The organism is Kribbella sp. NPDC003557 (assembly GCF_040610805.1).
Classification (GTDB): Bacteria; Actinomycetota; Actinomycetes; order Propionibacteriales; family Kribbellaceae; genus Kribbella.
In genome coordinates, this window is sequence record NZ_JBEXMY010000004.1 from 664,897 (window position 1) to 683,192 (window position 18,296).

The window sequence follows — 18,296 nt, forward strand, 5'->3', positions numbered from 1 at the left end:
CTCCCGAGCCCGCTCGACGTAGATCTCCGTACACAGTCGACTCAGAGTGGCCGAGGCCGCTTTCAAAACGCTTTCATCTAGCTCCCGGGCTCAGGTGGGTCGGAGATGGGTGGCCCGGTACCGGCTGGGTGGCATGGTCTTCTGTTCGCGGAAGCGGCGGTTGAAGTTGGCGAGGTTGTGGTAGCCGCTGCGGGTGGCGATCTCGGTGACCGGGAGCGCGGTGGTGGTGAGCAGCCGGCACGCGGTCTCGATGCGCAGCTGGTTGACGTAGTCGGTCAGCGTGCAGCCGATGGCGCGGCGGAAGAAGCGGCTGAATGACGTCGGCGACATGTGGACGAGCCCGGCGATCTCGTCCAGGACGACGGGCTCGGTGTGCGCCTGCTGGAGGTGCCGGCACACCACATCGACCCGGTCCCGTACGGCGGTACTCGGCGCGGCGGCGTACCCGGCACCGGTGATCGGAGTCGCCCGCGTGTCCTCGGCGAGGCGATGCAGTACGTCGAGAAGCCGCACCGTCTGGAGCGTTGGCTCGAGCCGGGGAAGAGCCGCGATATCGGCCTGCAGCTCGGCCGCGATGTCGCCGAAGTACAGCCCGCGAGCCGACCGACTCAGCAGGTCCTGGACGGCGGCGAACTGCGGGAGCTCGAAGAAGCCCGCGCCGAGGAAGTCGTGCCGGAACTGCGTGACCGCGGCCTCGGACTGCTCCTCGGAGGCGTACGTGTGCGGCAGGTCGGGCCCGAGCAGGACCAGATCGCCCGGCAGATACCCCTCGACGCTGGTACCCACATATCTCGTCCCCGGCCCCGCGGTGATGAGCGTGAGCTCGTACTCCCGGTGGAAGTGCCAGGCGAAACCGAACGAGCGCTCGCGCCTCGTGAAGCACGTGAACGTCGTACCGCTCGGGACTCCCGGGCGCTCGTAGCGCGGGTTCATCCGGACAGTCTAGGAGGACAACTGAGTACCGGAACCGGTCATCAGCGGCGTAGCATCCGAGCGGCCCGGCTTGGAATCGTGGAAGTCATGACGACCACCGACCTGTCCATCGACGAGCTCGATACGCCGTACGACGGCCTGCCGCCGACTGCCACCGCCGACTTCAACCGCGACGGGTTCGCGCATCTGTCCGGCGTCCTGAGCCCCGACACGATCGCCCGGTACGAGCCGACGATCACCTCCGAGGTGATCCGGCTCAACACCCAGCACCTGCCGCTCGCCGAGCGCGACACGTACGGCAAGGCGTTCCTCCAGGTGACGAACCTGTGGCGGCAGAACGCGCTGGTGAAGGAGCTCGTGTTCTCCCGGCGCCTGGCCGGTATCGCGGCGCAACTGCTGGGCGTGCACGCCGTACGGCTGTACCACGACCAGGCGCTCTACAAGGAGCCGAGCGGCGGGATCACGCCGTGGCACGCCGATCAGTACTACTGGCCGCTGTCCTCCGACCGGTGCGTGACGATCTGGTTGCCGCTGCAGGAGACGCCGTTGGAGATGGGGCCGCTCGCGTTCGCTCGTGGCAGCCACAACTTCGCGTTCGGCCGGGATCTGCCGATCTCCGACGAGTCCGAGGAACGGCTGAAGAACGCCGTGGCGGAACAGAACTTCGAGGACGTCGTCGAACCGTTCGCCCTCGGCGACGCGTCCTTCCACCGCGGCTGGACCTTCCACCACGCCGGCCCCAACCGCGGCACCCAGCCCCGCCGCGTCATGACCGTCATCTACATCGACGCCGACATCCGCGCCGCCGCCCCCACCAACACCAACCAGCACGCCGACCTGGCCAACTGGATGCCAGGCACCACCCCCGGCCAAGTCCCCCAATCCCCCCTCAACCCGATCCTCTAGCTGCATTTGGACAGTACGTATACGTCCACTACCACGACCGCACGCCGGACGACCGGGCGGATGGGGGTGCAGTGGACGCATACGTACTGTCGACCTGCCGCAGATCCGCACACCCTCGCCGTCAGTCCAGGAGGCTGTTGACGATGGTGGTCATGCGGTCTACCGGGATGGCGAAGCCGATGCCGATGTTGCCGGAGCGGGTGGTGCCGAGGGTGGCGATGGCGGTGTTGACGCCGACCACCTGGCCGGCGGCGTTGACGAGAGGGCCGCCGGAGTTGCCGGGGTTGATGGCGGCGTCGGTCTGGATCGCGGTCTGGCGGGTGCCGTTGTCGCCGAAGCGGGCCTGGCGGTTGACGGCGCTGACGATGCCTGCGGTCACGGTTCCTTCCAGGCCGAGGGGGGATCCGACGGCCAGCACCGGGTCGCCGACCTGGAGTTGGGCGGACCGGCCGAGCGTGAGCGCGCGCAGGGCCGCGGCGTCGGCGGACGCGACCTGGAGTACGGCGAGGTCGTTGTTCTCGTCGGCGCCGACGACTGTCGCGTCGACGGTACGGCCGTTCGACAGGACCAGTGAGACATCGCTCGCTCCTTCTACTACATGGGCGTTCGTCACCACGTGGCCGTCCTGGTCGACTGCGAAGCCGGAGCCGGTCGCGCGGCCTGCGCGTACCGAGACCACTCCGGGCAGGACGCTCGCGGCGGCCGCGGTGATCGAGCCCTGGGCGGCTGCCGGAGGTGCTGACGACTGCTGGAGGTCTGTGGCTGGGTCGCGAGCGCCGGTGAAGGCACCGGCGAGCCCACCGGCGGTGAGGGAGAGCGCGAGCGTCCCGATGACGAGCCCGGCCCGCCGACGACCACCAGATCGCAAGCCGGCCGGCACAGCCGGCGGCGTGAGCGGCGGGGGCGCGGGTGCGGGGACCGTCACCCCGGCCTGAGGTGCCGCTGCCGGAGAGGGGGATGCCGGAGCGGGGACCGGGGTGACGGAGTTGGGGGGTGGACCCGGGAGGTAGTCGGGTCCGCGGAAGGGCTGGCCCAGGTGTGGAGACATAGGTGGCTCCTGATCAAGGAAGACGGGAGAACCAGAGGAGTGACGCGAGTGCGGCGAGCAGCGCCGCCGCCAGGGCGACTCCGGCGACGAGGTTGGTGATCTCGCGCGGCTCGGTGGTCCAGCCGATGGACGACTGCAGGTCGGAGTACACGTCTCTCAGCTGCTCGTCGCTCTCGGCTTCGTAGAAGGATCCGTCGGTCGCGTCGGCCAGACCCCGCAACGCCTCGGCGTCGGCGGGCACCGGGATGTCCCGGCCTTCCAGATTCACCGTGCCGTCCGGTGTGCCGTACGCGATCGTCGACACCGGCACGCCGGCCTGCGCGGCCGCCTCGGCCGCCTGGTCGATCGGGCTGCCCGCGGTGTTGCCGCCGTCGGACAGCAGCACGATCCGGCTCGGCGGCGGATCGTCCGGGTCGATCGTCCGCACCGCCTGCAGGCTGGTGAGCACGGCGTCGCCGATCGCCGTCGAGTCGCTCAGCTGCAGGCTGTTGATCGCGTCGACGGTCGCCTGGTGATTCGTGCTCGGGGCCGACACCACACTCGCCGTCCGCGCGAACGACACCAGCCCGACGTTGAACTTCTCCGGCAGGTCCCGCACGAACTCCACGGCCGCCTGCTTCGCGACCTCGAACCGGTTCGGCGCGACGTCGGTCGCCGCCATCGAGTTCGAGATGTCCATCGCGACCAGCACGGTGGCGCGCTCGCGCGGGACCCGGATGTCGGCGACCGGCCGGGCGATCGCGATCGTCAGCACGGTGAGTGCGGCGAGGAAGGCCGCGGCCGGCGCGTGCCGGCGCCAGCCGGGCCGCTTGGGGGCGACCTTGTCCAGCATCGGGAGGGTCGCGAACCGGACGGCGTACTTCGTCCGGCGGCGCTGGGCGATCAGGTACGCCGCCACCAGCGCGGCGACCAGTACCAGCAGCCAGAGCCACAGTGGTTGCTCGAATCTCATCTGGTCCTCACAGCGGTCGGGTTGCGCCGGACGCCGGCCCGGCGGCGCGCGGTGGTGAAGGCGGCGACGTCGCGGACCCAGTCGGTGTCGGTGCGCAGCACGAGGTGCGCCGCACCGGCGGCCCGGATCGCCTGGGTGGTCTGTTCGCGGTGCGCGGCCATCGCATCGGCGTACCGGCAGCGCAGCTTCCGGCTCGAGGTCCGGACCTCGCGGCGCTGTCCCGTTTCCGGGTCGACGAGGGTGAGCAGGCCGACCTCGGGGAGCTCGAGTTCGCGGGGGTCCAGGACCTCTACGGCGATGACCTCGTGCCTGGCCGCCAGCCTCCGCAGCGGGTCCGCCCAGCCGGTCTCGTGGAAGTCCGAGACGATCAGGCGCAACCCGGGCCTCGGATGATCGCGGTTGAGACGACTGATCGCACGACCCAGATCTGTCCTGGGGACCGCGCCGGGTTCAGGGCGCGGAAGCGAGAGCAGTGTCCGGAGGGTACGGCGGAGTTGGACCGCGCCCGCGGCGGCCGGCAGGCGGCGGAGGTCGTTGCCTTGGGCAACGCGTACGCCCAGCCGGTTGCCGGGGCTGTCGGACAGCAGCCCGACGACCCCGACGATCGCGACGGCCAGGTCGCGCTTCTCGCTCAGCGCGGTGCCGAAGTCCATACTCGCGGACGCGTCCAGCAAGGCCCACGTCTCCAGCTCCCGCTCCGCCAGCGGTGCTCGGACATGCGGTTCCAGGGAGCGGGCGGTCACGTTCCAGTCCATCCGCCGTACGTCGTCCTGCCCCGGCTGGTACGGGCGCGCTTCGTTGGGCTCGCTGCCGGGACCGCTGCGCAGACCGGTGATCTCGCCGTGCAGGAAGCCTTCGAGCTTCCGCTTCACGGTCAGCTCGAGCGCGCGCAGTGCCCGCTCCCGCCCGGTCAGCAGGTCGGTCATGCCGCCGACCCCTGCGCATTGTCGGAGGGCACCACGTGCGGCTGCTCGATGGTGTGCAGGACGCGTGTGACGACCGACCGCGGATCGACCCCGTCGGCGAGCGCGTCGAACGTGAGCACCAGCCGGTGCGCCATCACGTCGACCGCGACGTCGTACACGTCGGCCGGCAACACGTAGTCCCGTCCGCGCAGCAACGCCAGCGCCCTCCCGGCCGCGACCAGGCCCAGCGTCGCCCGCGGGCTGACACCGAACTCCAGCACGCCGGCCAGGTCGTGGATCCCGTACTGCCCCGGCACCCGGGTCGCGTGCACGAGGCGGACGACGTACTCCGCCACCGCGTTGTGGACGAACACGTCGTCCGTTGCCTCCTGCAACTGTGCGACCTGCTCCGGGGTGAGGACCGCGTTCGCGTGCGGACGGTGCGCGCTCATCCGCTGCAGGATCGTGAGCTCCTCCATCGGCGTCGGGTAGTCGACCGTGATCTTCAGCAGGAACCGGTCCCGCTGCGCCTCGGGCAGCGCGTACACGCCGTCGGACTCGATCGGGTTCTGGGTCGCGAGCACCAGGAACGGCTCCGGCAGCCGGTACGACGTGCCGCCGATGCTGACCTGGTGCTCGGCCATCGCCTCCAGCAACGCGGACTGCACCTTGGCCGGCGCCCGGTTGATCTCGTCGGCGAGGACGAGGTTCGCGAACACCGGGCCGAGCTCGGTGTCGAACCCCTCGGCGGACGGCCGCCAGATCCGGGTCCCCATGATGTCGCCGGGCACCAGGTCCGGGGTGAACTGCAGCCGCGCGAACCGGCCGCCGATCACCTCGGCGAGGGTGCGCACGGCGAGCGTCTTGGCGACGCCCGGCACGCCCTCGAGCAGACAGTGGCCGCGGGCAAGCAACCCGACGAGCATCCGCTCGACCAGCTGGTCCTGCCCGACGACGACCCGCTTCACCTCGAACAGCGCGTGCTCGAGGGACGCCGCCGTCGCGGGGAGATGTGTCTCGGTCATGCGTTCCCGGCCGGGTTCTGCTCAGCAGGCTGCGACGGCTGGGAAGGCTGCTCCCCCTGGCCCTGGCCCTGCTCCCCCTGGCCCTGGCCCTGCTGCCCCTGTTCGCCCCGCCCGCCCTGGCCGTTCTTCTCGGGGCAGTCGTCCCGGTTCCCGTTCTGCTGCGAGGGCGAGGGCGACGGCGTGGTCGCGTCGTCGTCGACGGTTACGTAGCCCTGCTCCGGCGCGGGGTCGTTCCCGGCGGCGTACGCGATCCCGCCGGCACCGAGCGCCGCCACCGCTACCGCGGTGCCGAGGATCAGCCGTTTGCCTGGGAGGTTCATCAGGTTCTCCTTCGCTTCGATTGGCCACAGCTCATCAAGGGCCTGCGAAAACGACCGGAAAGCCGACCGAAAGCCCGGCGAAAGCGCGGACCGGCCGGGTGGGGGTTCCCGGCTACCTTGGTTGCGTGCGACTACTTGTGGTGGAGGACGAGGAAGGCCTGGTCAGCGCGCTGCGCTCGGGACTCGGCCGGGCCGGGTACGCCGTCGACGCGGCCACCACCGGCGCGGAGGCGATGGACAAGCTCGCGAGTACGCCGTACGACCTGGCGATCCTGGACATCACGCTGCCCGACACCAGCGGCCTCGACCTGTGCCGCGCGGTCCGCCGCGGCGAGATCGAGGTGGCGTCCGGACGCGAGCTGCGGGTGCTGATGCTGACCGCCCGTGCCTCGCTGGCCGACCGCGTCCGCGGGCTCGACGAAGGCGCCGACGACTACCTGACCAAGCCGTTCGCGCTGGTCGAGCTGCTCGCCCGGATCCGCGCCCTGCTCCGCCGCGACGTCACCAACGGCACCACCCAGCTGCACGTCGGCGACCTGGTTCTGGACTCCTCCCGGCACCTGGCCACCCGCGCCGGGCGCGAGCTCCCGCTGACGCTGAAGGAGTTCGGCATCCTGCGATACCTGATGTCGCGGCCCGGCCACGTGATCTCGGCCGAGGAACTGCTCGAACACGTCTGGGACGAGAACGCGGACCCGTTCACCCAGACCGTCCGGGTGACCGTCGGCACTCTGCGCCGCAAGCTCGCGCGCGAGGGCGAGGAACCGATCCTCGAGACCGTGATCGGCCGCGGCTACCGCCTCCGAGGTGACAGATGAAGCTTCCGCTCTGGGCGCAGACGATCCGGTTCCGCCTGACGCTCACCTATTCGGCCGTCCTGATCGCGCTGTCCGCGCTGCTGCTCGGCGGCGTGTACGTCGCGCTGTCGCAGATCCTCGAGCCGAAACCGCTGGACCAGATCGAGGTCCAGAAGTACTACAGGGACGCGCAGGGCGAGCTCCACCTCAAGCCGGGCCAGGTGATCCAGGCCGCCGAGCTCTCCGGTGTGCAGTCCGCGGTGAACTACCAGACACTCCAGACACTGCGGGACTACTCCGCGGCCGGCATCGGCGCACTGCTCCTGGTCAGCCTCGGCACCGGCTGGTGGTTGTCGGGCCGGGTCCTGCGTCCGGTGCGGCGGATCACCGCCACCGCGCAGGAGATCTCCGCGACCGACCTGTCCCGCCGGATCGCCCTCGAAGGTCCGCACGACGAGTTGCGCAACCTGGCCGACACCGTCGACGGGATGCTCGAGCGGCTCGAAACGGCGTTCCTGGCACAGCGGCAGCTCGTCGACGACGCCTCGCACGAGCTGCGCAACCCGCTCGCCGTGATCCAGGCGAACGTCGACGCGGTCCTCGCGCACGACGACACGCCGCCGGACGACCGGGCGCAGGCGACCGCGATCGTCGGCCGCGCGATCCAGCGGATGACCCGCCTCGTCGAGGACCTGCTCGCCTCCGCCCGCCGGTCGTCACCGGCGTTCGTCGACGCCGACGTGGACCTCGCGACGATCGCCGGCGAGGCGGCCGAGGAGTACGAACTGCTCGCGGCCGATCGCGAGCTGCGCGTCGTCCGCCGCCTGTCGCCCGGTCCGGTTGCCGCCGGGGACGCCTCGGCGCTGCGCCGGGCGGTCGACAACCTGCTCTCGAACGCGGTCCGTCTGGCGCGCGGCGGCAGTGAACTGGTCCTCGCGGTCGGTAGCCGCAACGGCTGGGCGTGGATCGCGGTCCGTGACGAGGGCCCGGGGATCGCGGCCGACGACGCGGACCGCGTGTTCGACCGCTTCTACCGGGCCGGCCAGCAACAATCGCCCGCGACCGTGCCGTCGACCGGGCAGCGACGAGCCGGTCTCGGCCTCGCGATCGTCCGGCAGATCGCCGAATCCCACGGCGGCACCGTCACACTGCACTCCGAACTCGGGGTCGGCAGCACGTTCGTCATCTGGCTCCCCGAGCGCTCGCTCACCAACACGACCCGCCGCTCCCCCGCACCCCCGACCGGCGACCCGCTGGGCCCTCGCCGCTGAACCTTTCGGTCACCGCTCCGTTCCACCCCGATGCATGCGACGCGCCGCACTGGGCACCAGGACCTGGTGGCGGGTCGTGACGGAGCGTGGATCTCTCCGATGCTTGCGACGTTGACCGCTGAGCGGTTCTCGGATGCGGAGTGGATCTACGAGCGGAAGCTCGACGGCGTCCGGTGCCTCGTGCATCGGACAGACGGGCGCGTGTCGTTGTACTCGCGGAACCGGCACGAGCTGAACGACAGCTACCCCGAGCTGGTGGACGCGCTCGCGGCGCAGGAGGGCGATTTCGTCCTGGACGGTGAGATCGTTGCGTTCGCGGGTCACGCCACGAGTTTCGCGCGGCTGCAGCAACGGATGCAGGTCAACGATCCGGACAAGGCCCGGCGCAGCACCGTCGCCGTCTACCTGTACCTGTTCGACGTCCTGCGGTCCGACGGCCGTGACCTGACCGGCGTCGAGCTGCGCGATCGCAAGGGCATCCTCCGCCGGCTCCTCGCGTACGCCGATCCGCTCCGCTACACCGCGCACCGCAACCGCGACGGCGTCGCCTACTGGGAACACGCGTGCCGGCACGGCTGGGAAGGCGTGATCGCCAAACGCGCGGACTCGACGTACACCTCCGGCCGCTCCAGGAACTGGCTGAAGTTCAAGTGCGTCATCGCCCAGGAGTTCGTGATCGGCGGCTTCACCGATCCCCAGGGCACCCGGTCCGGCTTCGGCGCGCTGCTCGTCGGCTACTACGAGGGCGACGAGCTCCGGTACGCCGGGAAGGTCGGCACCGGCTACGACCAGCGCACGCTCGACGACCTTTCCCGCAAACTCTTCGCGCTGGAGCAGGACAAGCCACCCTTTGCCACCGGCAAGCTTCCCCGCCTCCGGGTGCACTGGGTGAGACCCCAGCTCGTCGGCCAGGTCGCCTTCTCCGAATGGACCCGCGACGGCATGCTCCGACACCCCAGATTCCAGGGCCTCCGCTTCGACAAGCAAGCACACGAAGTCATCCGGGAGCGTGCGCAATGAGAGTCGGCCGCCGGACCGTCGACCTGAGCAACACCGCCAAGGTGTTCTTCCCCGGCGACGGTCTGACCAAAGGGGACCTCGTCGAGTACTACGAGACCGTCGGCCCGCACATGACGCCGTACCTCCGCGGCCGGCCGCTGTCGCTCGAACGCTATCCCGACGGCATCGACGCGCAGCAGGTCTTCCAGCAGAAGGCGCCGGAGTACTTCCCCGACTGGATCGAGACCGCGGCGGTGGATCGCGCCGACGGCAGCGGGCAGGTCGTCCACGCGGTCGCGCGGGACACCGCGACCCTCGTCTACCTGGCGAACCAGGCCTGCATCACGCCGCACGCCTGGCTGTCGCGCGCCGATCGCCCCGACAATCCCGACCAGCTGATCTTCGACCTGGACCCGCCGGACGGCTTCGAAGCCGCCCGGCGCGGCGCACTCGACCTGCGCGCACTGCTCGACGATCTCGGCCTGCCCGCGGTCGTCAAAACCACCGGAGGCAAGGGCCTGCACGTCCATGTCCCGCTCGACCGCAGAGCCGATTTCGACACCGTACGGGCGTTCGCACGGCAGGTCGCCGAGGTGCTCGTCGCGCGCGAGCCGGACCGCTACACGCTCGAGCAACGCAAGGCCTCCCGGCACGGCCGCCTGTACCTGGACATCATGCGCAACGGCTACGGCCAGACCGCCGTACCGCCGTACGTCGTGCGCGCCCGGCGCGGCGCCCCGGTCGCGACGCCACTCGACTGGAGCGAACTCGACGACCGGAAGTTCCGCTCCGACCAGCACACGCTGCGCACTGTGCCGAAGCGCATCGACCGCGACGGCGACCCCTGGCCACACCTACGCGGCCGCTCCCTCACCAAGCCCCGCCGCCGCCTCGAACGGACCGCCTAGCGCGGGTGGCGGAGGGGGGATGGTGGGAGGGGTGGGAACGGGGTGTGGGGGGCGAGTTGGTACCAGTACGCCGTGGTGGCGATGTCGTCCTGGCGTTCGAAGAGGCCGTGGTCCCAGGCGCCGATCTGCTGGACGGTGGCCTTGAGGCGTTCGGTGAAGTGGATCGGGTCCGGCAGGTGCCAGCGGTAGAGGCCGTGCATCGGCAGGGCCTCGGTCGAGAACGGTGACGCCTTCGTCCGGTCGCGCGCCGAATGGAAGGGATAGCCGCAGTACGGCGCGCTGAAGGTGCGGATCTCCGGTTCCGGGGCGGTGCGCAGCTCGTCCTGGAAGGCCCACGCGCCACCCGCGTAGTCCTCCAGGCCGGTGCTGCACAACGTCGGGAACTCGTCGTCGCCGTCGACGTAGAACTTGACCTCGCCCTCGCCCCACCAGTACCGGTGCAGGGAGGTCAGCGCGAGGTACGTACCGACGTACGTACCGCGGCCGGACACCCCGTCGAGGATCACATGGTCGGTCCCGAGCGGCGCCGTGCCGTCCGAGTGCCGCCACTGGGCATGGAAGTACGGCGTACCGGCCGGGATGTCGTCGCCGAGCGTGTAGTCCACCTGGTAGTACACCCCGTGTACGTCGCCGGCGTGCTCGCTGTGCAGGGTGATCCGGGCGCCCGCGCGGAACGGCATCGGGAAGTAGCAGTTCATCCCGCCGGTCGGTGCGACGACGATCGGCGCGGAGGTGACCAGCGCCCGCGTGCCGAACCCGTTGCAGAAGAAGTCGCCGAGCGGAACCTCCACCGAGGGCAGGTCCGAGCCGTCCCAGTACGCCCGCAGCACGAGGTCCCGCAGGACGAACGGACCACGGTCGGTGCGATCGGTGACGGTCAGCCAGATGTGACGGATCACCCCGGGGCCTTCGATCTCGGCCAGGGTGAGGGTCTCGCCCGCAGGCAGTGAGACCGCGGGCGAGCCCTTCCGGCCGGGCCCGAGCGCCGACGCGGCACGCGCGGCGGCGCCGGGCGCGCCGGTCGGGTTCTCGGCGTTGATCGACCGACTCACCACACCGTCGGGCAGGACAGGGACGTTGAACGTGGAGAACAAGAGATTCCTCTCGAACCGGTCAGCCCCCGTGGTCACCCGCTGAGGCAAGCCTACTTTCGCGTCACGGCAGGAACGACTCGGCGACCTGGGTCGCGGGGAGGTCCCCGTGCAGCGCGCGGTAGAACGGGTGGTCCGGGGTGAGATCGGTACGGCGGACCGGCCGGCCGGTGATCGACGACGCGTAGAGGGCCGTGACGAACTCCATCGTCGGCCGCGTGCTGGTCAGCGTCGTCTCGTGCGAACGGCCGCTCACCAGGTCGTCGACCAGACGGCTGATCTGGGCGTCGTGATTGCTCGCGACGTCCTCGCCGGCCGACGCGGCCCACGGGTCGGCGCCGGTCTCGGACGCACCCGATTCGACCAGCAGGCCGTCTGCCTGCCGGACACCGGGATCGATGCCGAGCGTCGCTGCCTTGGCCGCGTCGGGTGCAGGGTGGAACGTCCAGTCCCGGTCGGAGTAGCCGTAGACGTGGTTCACCTCGAGCGTTCCACCGGTCGTGTCGATCCGGATCCGGCTCAGCTCGCGCGGCGACAGCAGGCTGTTCACCACGGTCGCCACCGCGCCGCTCTCGAAGGTCACCGAGGCCATCGAGACGTCCTCGAACTCGACCGGACGCTCCAGCCGGACCGCGGACGCGGTGATCGTCCGCCACGGCCCGAGCAGGTGCAGCAGCAGGTCGATCTGGTGGATGCCGTGGCCGAGGGTCGGTCCCCCGCCCTCGCCGACCCAGGTGCCGCGCCACTCCGGGTCGAAGTAGCTGCGCGGCCGGAACCACAACGTCTCGCAGACCGCGACCAACGGCCGGCCGAGTGCGCCGCGGCCGAGCAGGTCGGCCGCGCGCACCGCCCCGGACCCGTGCCGGTGCTGGAACACCACCCAGACCGACCCCGCGCTCGCCTCCTCGGCCCGCGCGACCGCGTCCAGCTCGGCCAGGCTCAGCACCGGCGGCTTCTCCAGGAGCACCGACTTGCCGGCAGCCAGCACCTCGATCGCGATCTCGGCATGGCTGCCGGGCGGCGTCGTCACCGAGACCAGGTCGGGGCTCTCCGCCGCGAGCAGCTCCGTCACGCTCGCGTACGGCTTCGCGCCGTACTTCTCCGCCGACGCGCGAGCCTTGTCCTCGACGATGTCGGCGACGCCGACGAGATCGGTCTTGCCCGTCTTCGCGTAGGCCTCCGCGTGCCGGTGGCTGATGTTGCCGCAGCCGACGATCGCGACCTTCATCGGGCCGCTCCGCGGACGGTCGCGTTCTGCTGCGCGGTCAGGGCCAGCCGCATCGTCTCGAACGTGTGCTCCTGCGGCGCGGCCGTTGTCGTCCGGTCCCGTACGTCGCGCAGCAGGTCCGGGTAGTAGGTCAGCTCGACGTCCGAGCAGTCGATGTAGTGCGTGCCCTTGTTGTCCACGAGGAACAGGTGGTTACCGCCCGGGCGGCCTTCGAGGTCGACGTACTTGCGCATCTCGATGTAGCCCTCGGTGCCGAGGACCGTCAGCCGGCCGTCACCCCACGTCGGCAGGCCGTCCGGGGTGTACCAGTCGACGCGGATGTAGCCCTGGGCGTTGTCGCTGCGCAGCAGGATCTCGCCGAAGTCCTGCAGACCCGGCTCGTCGGGGTTGGCGAAGTTCCCGACCGAGCTCGTCACCACTTCACCGGTCCGCGCGCCGGTGAACCAGAGGAACTGGTCGATCTGGTGCGAGGCGATGTCGGTCAGGATGCCGCCGTACCGGGCCTTGTCGTAGAACCAGTCCGGGCGGCCGCCGCCACCGGCCAGATGACCGCGGTCCCCGATCCGGTGCGGCCCGACGCCCAGCGTCTGCACCACGGTGCCGATCCGGCCCTCGCGGACCAGCTCGCCGGCCTTCACCACGCACGCGACCTCGAACCGCTCGGAGAACGTCACCGACCAGAACCGGCCGCTCTCGGAGACCGCCCTCTCGACCTCGTCGAGCTGCTCGAGGGTGACGCACCCGGGCTTGTCCGCGACCACGTCCTTGCCGGCCCGCAACGCCGCGACCGCGATCGGCCCGCGCCGGTCCGGTACGGCGGCGGTCACGACCAGGTCGATGCCGTCCCCGGCGATCAGCTCGTCCGGGTCCGCGGCGAACGGTACGTCGGGGTACCGCTCGCGCATCGTGACCGCGACCGCCGCCGACGGGTCGTCGGTGGCCATCCCGGCGAACGTCGCACCGGCCTTGATCAGGCCGGCGACCTGGCCGAAGATGTGCGCGTGGTCGAGCCCGACGGCCGCGAAGCGGATGGGTTGGCTGGAGTTCAAGGGGGTTCCTTCCGATATCAGCCGACGACGCCCGGGTCGGCTGCGAGGGTGATGGAGTCGAGATTGACGTTGCCGTTGTCGTCCGGGCCGACCGCGAAGGTCAGCGGCGCCGCCCGGCTGAGCGGCATGCTGACCTCGTGGTCCGACCAGGTGTCCCAGTCCGGCAGGGTGGGTAGCCGGAGCTGGACAGACTGTGTCCCGCTGGTGAGGGTCATGGTTTGGGTGGTGCCGATCGCGTTCGCGTACCGCACACGGACGGTGTAGAGGCCGTCGGCGGTGACCGGCGTGTCGAACCGGACGCCGCTGCCCTTGGTCTTCAGGCACGCCACGAACCCGGACCCGGTGTAGTTGCGATGGTCGGTCCGCAGGCACGCCCCGTTGACGAGTTGGGCGGCCTCGGCCTCGATCGTGCGGGGTTCGTCGAGCAGCGCGTTGCTCGCGGCCAGCAGCTCGGCTGCGGTCCCAGGGGCGATCGGCCCGGCTTCGACCAGGGCCGTGAACCCGCGGAGGGCGTCCCGCATGCCGGCCGCGTCGTGACGCGTCGCCGCGGCGATCGCCGGTTCGAGCGCGGCGGCGAGCTTGGCCGACAGCGGTACGCCGATGGTGCCGGCGTCGGTCCCCAGCCGCACTTTCAGCGCGATCGAGAAGAGCCCCTGCGGTGAGCCCAGCCGAATCGTGAGTCGATCGTCGATGACCGTGCGGGCGGGTGCTGTCACTTCGGCGACAGGGAGGCTGTAGAGCGAACGGCGGACGTCCTGGAGGGCCAGCAGACGACCGGTCGTGTTGCCTTGGCGGAGTTGCGCGTCCGCTGTGAGGATCCCTCGCTGCAGCAAGTGCATCGCGTACGAGGTTACCTCGCCGGCCTTGCGCAGGTCGCTGACAGTCTCAAGCAGTGATTGCGTCTGCGGGACCGCCACGGACCGGCCACGCTCCCCCACCGCGACCCGGAAGTCGCGATCGGGCACCGCGGCCGCGGGAAGCGTCACTTCGACCGTCCGGGTTCCACCGCCCGCGACGCGGACCGGCAGCGCCTCGCCGCTGGCCCGACCGTCGACGTACACCTGTGTCTTGAACTGCGCCACGCTGGTGCCCGAGTTGGTGAGCTGCGTCTTCACGGTGAGCCGCTGGGTGGCCGGGTCCAGAACCGCGTCCGGGTCTCCGTAGCGCACCTGAGGTACGGCGTACCAGGACAGCTCGCGGCGCTCCTCGACGGTCGCCGGCCTGATCCGGACCGCCTGCCCTCCACCGCCGACGAGCGACATGGACAACCGGGTCGACGAACTGACGAGCGTTTTGCGGATCTCGATCGGCAGCGGGTCACCTTTCCAGGTGGTGTCCTGCGCGTCGGCGTAGATCTCGGCCACGAACGTGCCGCGCGGGAGGAACGACAGCGGCGCTTCCAGGGTCCGGTCGTTCTCGTCGGTGATCGCGCCGATGTACCAGTCCTCGCCGCTGCGCCGGGCTGTCGTGACGTAGTCGCCGATCGCGCTGTCCAGGACGTGGGTCTCGTCCCAGCTGGCCGGCATGTCCTTGAGGAACGCGAATCCGGGATGTGCCGCGTAGTTCTCAGGAGTGTCGGCGAGCATCTGCAGTGGGCTGAAGAACGTCGGGTAGAGGGCGAGCTGTGCCGCCGAGGTCGTCTGCACGCGGGTCCCGAGCCGGGCCGGGTCCCAGGTGACGTCGAGGACACCGGGCGTGTAGTCGGCGGGGCCGCCGAGGAACCGCGTGAAGGGCAGGATCGTCGCCTGCGCGGGCGGGTTGCCCTTGGCACCCATGTAGTTCTGCTGTTCCATCCCGGCGACGCCTTCGCCGGTCATCATGTTCGGGTAGGTGCGCGCCAGACCGGTCGGCTTGATCGCCTCGTGGGCGTCGACCGTGATGCGGTGCCGGGCCGCCACGTCGATCACGCGCTGGAAGTGGCGGACCGCTTCCTGGTCGAAGTGGCTGCGGTTGACCCCGCCGAGCACGAACTTGGTGGCGTAGCCGGTCTTCACCGCGTGGATCCCGAGCTCCTGGTAGCGGGAGAAGATCGCTTCCAGGTTCCGGTCGTAGTAGTCGACGTCGCCGCGGGTCTCGTTGTGGGCGATGAACCCGATGCCGTTCGCGGCGGCGTACCGGAGGACCTCGGGCAGGTCGAAGTCGGCCTGCGGGGTGAGGAAGTCCTGGCCCGACCAGGCGCCGCCGGCGTTGGTGTTCCAGCCCTCGGCGAGCACGAACTTCGCGCCGGCCTGCTTGGCCAGATCGACGTACTGCTTGACGCGCGCGGTCGTCGCGCCGTGCTTCGGGCCGGCCGTCCAGGTGGTCTGCCGGCGCTGCAGCTCCCACCACACACCGACGTACGTCGCGGGCTCGATCCACGACGTGTCGCCGCAGAGCGCGCACGGATCGTTGAGGTTCTCGATCAGGTGGGACTCGGCCAGGTCGCCGGGACGGCCGCCGACGGTCAGCGTTCGCCACGGCGTGGAGAACTCGCCGCTCAGCTTGGCCTTGGTCCCGTCCGGAAGCGCGATCAGTTCGCTGCTGAACACACCGGGCCGGCTCGCGACCGCCTTCAGGGTCATGCTCGGGTAGTCGGTCAGGTCGGCCTCGTGCACCACGACGTACGAGTCGGCGGCGGGCGCCACGGTCATCGGCGTCTGCGCGGTGGCGACCGTGGCCAGCGGCTGGTCGCGGTAGTGCTGCTCGTCGGCGGACCAGGTCGTGCCCGCCGCGAGCGACCAGCTCCGCGCGGCGGGATCGAGCGCGAACTCGGTCCGCTCGGCGGTGACGACGTACGCGTCCAGCCCCGGCTGATCCGGGAAGTGGTAACGGAAGCCGACCCCGTCGTCGAAGACCCGGAACACCACGTCGAGCCTGAAGCCCGTCCCGGCCTGGACCGTGTGCAGGGTGAGCTCGTTCGCGTGGTTCCTGACCTCGCTCGCCGAGCCCCACACCGGCTTCCAGGTCTCGTCGATCGTGCGGCGCTCGATCGATTCGACGGTCATGCCCTGGGTCAGGCTCGGGCGGCCGGCGAGATCCAGGCCGAGACCGGACGCGCCGACGAGCTGTCGGCGGTCCTTCGTCACGCCGTAGGTGATCCGACCGCCCACGGTGGTGACCGCGACCCGCAGTCCCCGGTCCGGCGATTCGACGAAGGTGCCGGATTCTTCACCGTGCGCCGGGGTCGCCATGATCCCTCCGGAGATCAGCAGAGCCGCCACTACCGCGAGCAGTCGTCGTCTCATGGCCGGCTCAGCGCGACGCTTTCAGAGCCTGGGCGAGCTCGTCGGCGATCTTGTCCCCGCCGTCGCTCTTCCACTTCTTCACCGCGGTGGCCCACGCCGACACGGGCTTGCGGCCCTGCACGATGTCGTCGGTGACCTGGTTGATCGCGTCGTTGAGCTGCTTGTTCTTGCGGTTGCTGGTTTCGGAGTACACGCCGGCCGCCGGGTTGGCGAGCGCTGTCGGGCACACCGACTTCATCGCGTTGAACTGGTTCTCGGCACTGCCCTCCTTGCCGGGCAGGAAGATCGTCCAGGGCGCGTCGGCCTGGTACATCAGGCCGAGCTGGGTCTCGCTGAAGCCCTTCGCGTTCAGCACCGGGCTGCCGTTCGCCATCGTGTGGTGCACGCCGGCCAGACCGAACTTGCGGAACAGGTACTCCTGCGTGCCGAACGGCGCCGCCAGGAAGTTCAGGTAGGCCAGCAGTGTCTCGACCCGGCCCTCGGCCTTCTTGCTGATCGCGGTGACACCGATCGCCGGCGCGCCCAGCCAGGTCTTGCCCTGGCCGGAGCCGTCGTGCTTCGGCGGCGCGATGATCGCGATCTCGGCCTTCGGGTCGGTCATCATCTGCAGGTACGTCGGCCAGCCGCTGAACGTGTCCTGGACGAGCGGGCTGGAGCCGTTCGAGAACCGGGTCTTCAGGTCCTGGTTCTGCCCGGCGTAGGCGTCCGGGTGGATGTAGCCCGACTTCCAGAGCTTCTGCAGGATGCCGAACACCTCCTCGTGCGCAGGGTGCTCGAGGTTGCTGACCAGCTTGTCGCCGTCCTTGCTCCAGGTGTTCGGGATCTCGAACATGTTCCGGACGAACTGCGTCGGCGCGGAGGCCAGCGCGAAACGGTTCAGCTTCTTGTTCGTCAGGCCCTTGCAGAGCTCGACGAACTCGTCGGCGCTCTTCACCCCGGCCTGCAGCCCCTCGGCGGCCAGGATGTCGCCGCGGCTGTACATCACCTGCGAGCTGATCGCGCCGCGCGGGATCGGGACGCCGTAGATCTTGCCGTCGAAGATGCCCGAGTTCCACGCCACCTCGGGCAGGTTCGCCAGGAACGGGTACTTCTTGATGTTGTCGCCGGACAGGTGCGGCGTCAGGTCCACGGCCTTCGCGGCCAGCATCTGCGGCGTCTGCGCGATCGCGCCGACCACGAACAGGTCACCCAGCTGGTCGCCGGCCACCGCGGTGGCGAACTTCTTGTCGTAGTCCACCGACGGCGTCAGGTTCACCTGCACCGGGGATCCGACCCGCTTGTTGAACTCCTGCCAGAAGGTGTTCTGCTCGAGCTTCGGCGGGATCGGCGTGTTCGTGTACGTCGTCACGGTGATCGGCTTGCCGTCGCCGGGCGCGGCGTCGATCGCGCGCACCGGATCGGCCGGGTACTTGGTGAACGCGTCCGGGATGTTGTACTCGGCGCCGGCCAGGTCGGGCTTGACCCCGGTGTACCGCTCGTACGCCGGCCGGATCTTCGACCGCGCCGCCTCGTCGTTCCCCGCACCCGACGTCCCGCGGCCGTCGTTCGAGCAGCCGACCGCACCGGCCAGGCCCAGCGCCGCCCCGCCGGCGAGGACCGCCCGGCGCCCCAGCGGCCGTGCATCGTAGACACTCATGGAC

The 18,296-nt window shown here is 70.3% G+C and carries 16 protein-coding genes; 5 read left to right on the forward strand and 11 right to left on the reverse strand.

Features of this window, described 5'->3' with window-relative positions:
- Positions 1-90: 90 nt before the first annotated feature.
- Positions 91-933 (reverse strand): AraC family transcriptional regulator, encoded by an 843-nt coding sequence (locus ABZW60_RS19575; RefSeq protein ID WP_355478651.1) that lies wholly within the window; start codon positions 931-933, stop codon positions 91-93.
- 87 nt (positions 934-1,020) lie between these two features.
- On the opposite strand from ABZW60_RS19575, the gene ABZW60_RS19580 reads away from it, so the two are divergent.
- Entirely contained in the window at positions 1,021-1,839 is an 819-nt protein-coding gene (locus ABZW60_RS19580; protein WP_355478653.1) for a phytanoyl-CoA dioxygenase family protein, read from the forward strand.
- Between the two features lie 121 nt (positions 1,840-1,960).
- On the opposite strand, the gene ABZW60_RS19585 is transcribed toward ABZW60_RS19580, so the two are convergent.
- From ABZW60_RS19585 to ABZW60_RS19605, 5 genes are all read right to left on the reverse strand, one after another.
- A complete protein-coding gene (locus ABZW60_RS19585; RefSeq protein WP_355478655.1) occupies positions 1,961-2,719 on the reverse strand; it encodes a trypsin-like peptidase domain-containing protein in 759 nt (252 codons plus the stop codon).
- Between the two features lie 181 nt (positions 2,720-2,900).
- Positions 2,901-3,839 (reverse strand): VWA domain-containing protein, encoded by a 939-nt coding sequence (locus ABZW60_RS19590; RefSeq protein WP_355478656.1) that lies wholly within the window; start codon positions 3,837-3,839, stop codon positions 2,901-2,903.
- Positions 3,836-4,765, reverse strand: coding sequence for a DUF58 domain-containing protein (locus ABZW60_RS19595; protein WP_355478658.1), 930 nt, complete (start codon positions 4,763-4,765; stop codon positions 3,836-3,838). Before ABZW60_RS19595 ends, ABZW60_RS19590 begins: the two co-directional genes overlap by 4 nt.
- Positions 4,762-5,769, reverse strand: coding sequence for a MoxR family ATPase (locus tag ABZW60_RS19600; RefSeq protein WP_355478660.1), 1,008 nt, complete (start codon positions 5,767-5,769; stop codon positions 4,762-4,764). The genes ABZW60_RS19595 and ABZW60_RS19600 overlap by 4 nt, the downstream gene beginning before the upstream one ends.
- Complete coding sequence (locus ABZW60_RS19605; RefSeq protein ID WP_355478662.1) at positions 5,766-6,089, reverse strand: hypothetical protein; 324 nt, start codon at positions 6,087-6,089, stop codon at positions 5,766-5,768. Before ABZW60_RS19605 ends, ABZW60_RS19600 begins: the two co-directional genes overlap by 4 nt.
- A 125-nt stretch (positions 6,090-6,214) precedes the next feature.
- Between ABZW60_RS19605 and ABZW60_RS19610 the strand changes: the two genes are divergently transcribed.
- The 4 genes from ABZW60_RS19610 to ligD (ABZW60_RS19625) all read left to right on the forward strand — a co-directional run bounded on the left by ABZW60_RS19610 (position 6,215) and on the right by ligD (ABZW60_RS19625) (position 10,064).
- Complete coding sequence (locus tag ABZW60_RS19610; protein WP_355478663.1) at positions 6,215-6,907, forward strand: response regulator transcription factor; 693 nt, start codon at positions 6,215-6,217, stop codon at positions 6,905-6,907.
- The gene (locus tag ABZW60_RS19615) at positions 6,904-8,157 is read left to right on the forward strand and encodes a HAMP domain-containing sensor histidine kinase (RefSeq protein WP_355478664.1); all 1,254 of its coding nucleotides are present in this window, start codon (positions 6,904-6,906) and stop codon (positions 8,155-8,157) included. The genes ABZW60_RS19610 and ABZW60_RS19615 overlap by 4 nt, the downstream gene beginning before the upstream one ends.
- Positions 8,158-8,256: 99 nt before the next feature.
- Positions 8,257-9,177 (forward strand): non-homologous end-joining DNA ligase, encoded by a 921-nt coding sequence (gene ligD, locus ABZW60_RS19620; protein WP_355478666.1) that lies wholly within the window; start codon positions 8,257-8,259, stop codon positions 9,175-9,177.
- Positions 9,174-10,064 carry a non-homologous end-joining DNA ligase gene (gene ligD, locus ABZW60_RS19625; RefSeq protein ID WP_355478668.1) on the forward strand — a complete coding sequence of 297 codons (891 nt, stop codon included), beginning with the start codon at positions 9,174-9,176 and terminating at the stop codon, positions 10,062-10,064. The genes ligD (ABZW60_RS19620) and ligD (ABZW60_RS19625) overlap by 4 nt, the downstream gene beginning before the upstream one ends.
- On the opposite strand, the gene ABZW60_RS19630 is transcribed toward ligD (ABZW60_RS19625), so the two are convergent.
- The 5 genes from ABZW60_RS19630 to ABZW60_RS19650 are packed head-to-tail and all read right to left on the reverse strand — an operon-like array spanning position 10,061 to position 18,292.
- On the reverse strand, positions 10,061-11,194 hold the full coding sequence (locus tag ABZW60_RS19630; protein WP_355478670.1) for a glycoside hydrolase family 172 protein: 1,134 nt from the start codon (positions 11,192-11,194) through the stop codon (positions 10,061-10,063). The genes ligD (ABZW60_RS19625) and ABZW60_RS19630 overlap by 4 nt on opposite strands.
- 25 nt (positions 11,195-11,219) lie before the next feature.
- Positions 11,220-12,383: a Gfo/Idh/MocA family oxidoreductase gene (locus ABZW60_RS19635; protein ID WP_355478672.1), complete on the reverse strand. Its 1,164-nt coding sequence runs from the start codon at positions 12,381-12,383 to the stop codon at positions 11,220-11,222.
- A complete protein-coding gene (locus tag ABZW60_RS19640; protein ID WP_355478674.1) occupies positions 12,380-13,432 on the reverse strand; it encodes a Gfo/Idh/MocA family oxidoreductase in 1,053 nt (350 codons plus the stop codon). The genes ABZW60_RS19635 and ABZW60_RS19640 overlap by 4 nt, the downstream gene beginning before the upstream one ends.
- 17 nt (positions 13,433-13,449) lie before the next feature.
- Positions 13,450-16,656 carry a glycoside hydrolase family 97 catalytic domain-containing protein gene (locus ABZW60_RS19645; protein WP_355478675.1) on the reverse strand — a complete coding sequence of 1,069 codons (3,207 nt, stop codon included), beginning with the start codon at positions 16,654-16,656 and terminating at the stop codon, positions 13,450-13,452.
- Positions 16,657-16,663: 7 nt separating this feature from the next.
- Positions 16,664-18,292, reverse strand: coding sequence for a hypothetical protein (locus ABZW60_RS19650; protein ID WP_355478677.1), 1,629 nt, complete (start codon positions 18,290-18,292; stop codon positions 16,664-16,666).
- Positions 18,293-18,296: the final 4 nt, after the last annotated feature.